The sequence below is a fragment of the Variovorax sp. P1_H12_2 genome, assembly GCF_056405335.1.
This window is the reverse complement of the sequence record NZ_JBFUCI010000528.1, coordinates 1-3781: the sequence shown is the minus strand read 5'-3', so window position 1 is coordinate 3781 and position 3781 is coordinate 1. Positions and strand designations below refer to the sequence as shown.

General features: G+C 66.5%; 3 protein-coding genes. All 3 read left to right on the top strand.

The annotated features are described in order from the left end of the window. Positions 1 to 183 precede the first annotated feature (183 nt). Positions 184 to 957 carry an ABC transporter ATP-binding protein gene (locus tag AC1D2K_RS31645; protein WP_478094011.1) on the top strand — a complete coding sequence of 258 codons (774 nt, stop codon included), beginning with the start codon at positions 184 to 186 and terminating at the stop codon, positions 955 to 957. Beyond that, positions 954 to 2837, top strand: coding sequence for an AMP-dependent synthetase/ligase (locus AC1D2K_RS31640; protein ID WP_478094009.1), 1884 nt, complete (start codon positions 954 to 956; stop codon positions 2835 to 2837). The genes AC1D2K_RS31645 and AC1D2K_RS31640 overlap by 4 nt, the downstream gene beginning before the upstream one ends. Positions 2838 to 2873: 36 nt before the next feature. Next, on the top strand, positions 2874 to 3781 hold a 908-nt coding region (locus AC1D2K_RS31635; RefSeq protein ID WP_478094007.1), incomplete at its 3' end, for an ABC transporter substrate-binding protein.

Genomic DNA, 3781 nt, shown 5'->3' with positions numbered 1-3781 from the left:
GTTGAGGCACCGCCGAGCAGCGCAGCGGTACGCGGATCAGGGCTCGCGACTGTTTGAGCGAAGCGAGTTTGAGCGAGACCCCGCGTACCGCGAGCAGCGCAGGGCAGCCGCGAAGCGGCCGGTGACGTCGGCCGGCCCGGGGCATACCGCCCGCCGCCGCCACCCCGAAGGTGAGGCACGTCCATGACCGACGTAGTCCTCCAGCTCCTCAACGTGGAGAGCGCCTACGGCCCCATCAAGGCCATCCGAGGCGTCAGCCTCAAGGTCCGCGCCGGCGAGATCGCCACCGTGCTGGGCTCCAATGGCGCCGGCAAGACCACCATCCTCAAGACCATCTCGGGCATCATCGATCCGCGCAAGGGCAGCATCGAGTTCAAGGGCAGCAACATCACGGCCCGGGACCCCGCGCACATCGTCCAGCAGGGCCTGAGCCACGTGCCCGAAGGCCGCGAGGTCTTCCCGCTGTTGTCCGTCAAGGACAACCTCCTGATGGGCGCCTACACCCGCCGCGACCGCGACGGCGTGGCGCGCGACATCGAGACCGTGTTCGGCTACTTCCCGATCCTCAAGGAGCGCGCCGCGCAGGACGCCGGCCTGCTGTCGGGCGGCCAGCAGCAGATGCTGGCCATCTCGCGCGCGATCATGGCCGCGCCGCACCTGATCCTGCTCGACGAGCCCAGCCTGGGGCTGTCGCCCAAGCTCACCAAGGAGATCTTCGAGATCGTGGTGCGCATCAACCGCGAGCGCGGCACCACGATCCTCTTGGTCGAGCAGAACGCCAACATGGCGCTCAACGCCTCCGACTACGGCTACGTGCTGGAGAACGGCCGCATCGTGATGGAAGACACCTGCGAGCGGCTGCGCGAGAAGGAGGACATCAAGGAGTTCTATCTCGGCCTCAAGGACGACGGCGTGMGCGGCGAGCGGCGCTGGAAGAAGAAGAAGACCTGGAGATGAGCCAAGCCATGCACGCCAAGGCACCTGCCGGCCTCTGGGACCTGGGCCGTATCCAGTCGCGCACCGACATCGTGGTCCCGGGGGAGACCCTGCCCGCGATGTTCTGGAACGCGGCCCGCCTGCGCGGCGACACCGTCTGGATGCGGCAGAAAAAGCTCGGCATCTGGCGCAGCTGGACCTGGAAGCAGACCGCCGACGCGGTGGCCGAGATCGCCGGTGGCCTGATGGCGATCGGCTTCGCGCCGCACGAATGCGCGTCGATCCTGTCGAATACGGTCATCGAATGGGTGCTGTGCGATCTCGCGGTGCTCAGTTGCGGCGGCGTGGCCAACGGCATCTATCCGACCGACGCCGCCTCGCAGGTGCACTACCTCTGCGAGGACTCGCGCACCACCGTGCTGTTCGTCGAGGACGACGAGCAGCTCGACAAGGCGCTCGAGGTGCGTGCGGGCCTGCCGCTGCTGCGCAAGATCGTGGTCTTCGACATGGAAGGCCTGCGCGACCTCCGTGATGCCGAGGTCATCAGCCTCGACGCCCTGCGCGCGCTCGGGCGCGACTACCTCGCGGCCCATCCGCAGGAGCTCGAACAGCGCATCGCCGCCTGCAGCCCCGACGACCTGGCGATCCTGGTCTACACCTCGGGCACCACCGGCAAGCCCAAGGGCGCGATGCACAGCCACCGTGGGCTCGTCTACACCACGCGCGGCTACAACACGCTGGTGGCGCAGGACGAGCACGACGAGCGCATGTGCTTCCTGCCCCTGTGCCACATCGCCGAGCGCATGGGCGGGGAGTACTTCGCGATGTACACCGGCTCGATCCTCAACTTTGTCGAGAACCCCGAGACCGTGCCCGAGAACGTGCGCGAGATTGCGCCCACCGTGTTCACCGCGGTGCCGCGCGTGTGGGAGAAGTTCTATTCGGGCGTGATGATCGCGCTCAAGGAAGCCAGCCGCGTGCAGCAGGCGGCCTACGGCTGGAGCATCGGCGTCGGCGCCGACATCGCCGACCGCGTGCTGGCCGGCCAGCCCGTCGGCGGCCTGCTGCGCCTCAAGTTCCTGCTCGCGCGCAAGCTGGCGCTCGACAACGTGCGCAAGCTGATCGGCATCCACCGCGCGCGATTCCTCGTCACCGGCGCGGCGCCGATCTCACCCGAACTCGTGAAGTGGTACCTCGCGCTCGGCGTGCCGATGCTCGAAGTCTGGGGCATGACGGAGTCATGCGGCGCCGCCACCGGCGTGCCGGCCGGACGCATCAAGCCCGGCGCCATCGGCCCGGCCGCGGGCTACAACGAAGTGCGCATCGACTCCGCCACCGGCGAGATCCTGGTGCGCGGCACCAACGTCTTCATGGGCTACCTGAACCTGCCGGAGAAGACGGCCGAGGCCATCGATGCCGAGGGCTGGCTGCACACCGGCGACGTCGGCACGGTCGACGAGGACGGGTATTTCCGCATCACCGACCGCATGAAGGACATCATCATCACGGCAGGCGGCAAGAACGTCACGCCGAGCGAACTCGAGAACGAGCTCAAGTTCAGTCCCTACATCACCGATGCGGTGGTGATCGGCGACGCCAGGCCCTACCTCACCGTGATCGTCATGATCGACCAGGAGAACGTCGAGAAATTCGCCCAGGACCATGACGTGCCGTTCAGCAACTACCAGAGCCTCACGCGCACGCAGGAGGTGCAGGACCTGATCCAGGCCGAGCTCGACCGCGTCAACGCGAAGTTCGCGCGGGTCGAGCAGATCAAGAAGTTCTTCCTTCTCGAAACGCAACTCAGCGCCGAGGACGAGGAGCTCACGCCGACCATGAAGCTCAAGCGCAAGCTGGTCCAGACCAAGTACGCCGAGCGCATCGATGCCATGTACGCGTAGCCGCCATTCTTCCGCCAACCTAGAGGAGACAACCGTATGAAGACCCAGACTCTGATCCCCCTGGCCGCCGCGGCCGGTCTCGCGCTGGGCGCCGGCCTGGCCAGCGCGCAGCAGCAGGGCGTGAGCAAGGACGAGATCCGCATCGGCACCATCCAGGACCTCTCCGGCCCGCTGGCCGGCTTCGGCAAGCAGTCGCGCAACGGCATGCAGCTTGCGGTGGACGAGCTCAACGAGCAGGGCAGCGTGCATGGCCGCAAGCTCAAGCTGTTCGTCGAGGACTCGGGCTACGACCCCAAGAAGGCCGTGCTGGCGGCGCAGAAGCTGGTCAACCAGGAAAAGATCTTCATCATGGCGGGCCACATCGGCACCGCGCAGAACATGGCGGCGATGCCGGTGCAGTTCGAGAAGAACATCGTGAACTTCTTCCCGATCACGGCGGCGCGCGAGATGTACGAGCCGCTCAACCGGCTCAAGTATTCCTTTGCCGCGACCTACTACGACCAGATCCGCATGGCGCTGCCGAAGATGATCAAGGACAAGGGCGCCAAGAAGGTCTGCACCATCTACCAGGACGACGAATTCGGCCTCGAGGTGCAGCGCGGCGCCGAGGCCGGCCTCAAGGCCGCGGGCATGGAACTCGCCGAGAAGACCTCCTTCAAGCGCGGCGCCACCGACTTCTCGTCCCAGGTCGCCAAGATGAAGGCCGCCAATTGCGACCTGGTGGTGCTCGGCACCATCATCCGGGAGACCATCGGCACGGTGGGCGAGGCGCGCAAGACCGGCTTCAACCCGACCTTCCTGGGATCGAGCGCGGCTTATACCGACCTGATCCACAAGCTGGGCGGCAAGCCGATGGACGGCATCTACGCCACCATGACGGTGCAGAACCCCTACACCGACGAGCAGTCGCAGTCGCTGCGCTTCTGGGCCAACAAGTACAAGAC

Bases quoted from the DNA above. Each gene is read 5' to 3' on its own strand.
- AC1D2K_RS31640 (WP_478094009.1), top strand. From the start codon at position 954: ATGAGCCAAGCCATGCACGCCAAGGCACCTGCCGGCCTCTGGGACCTG.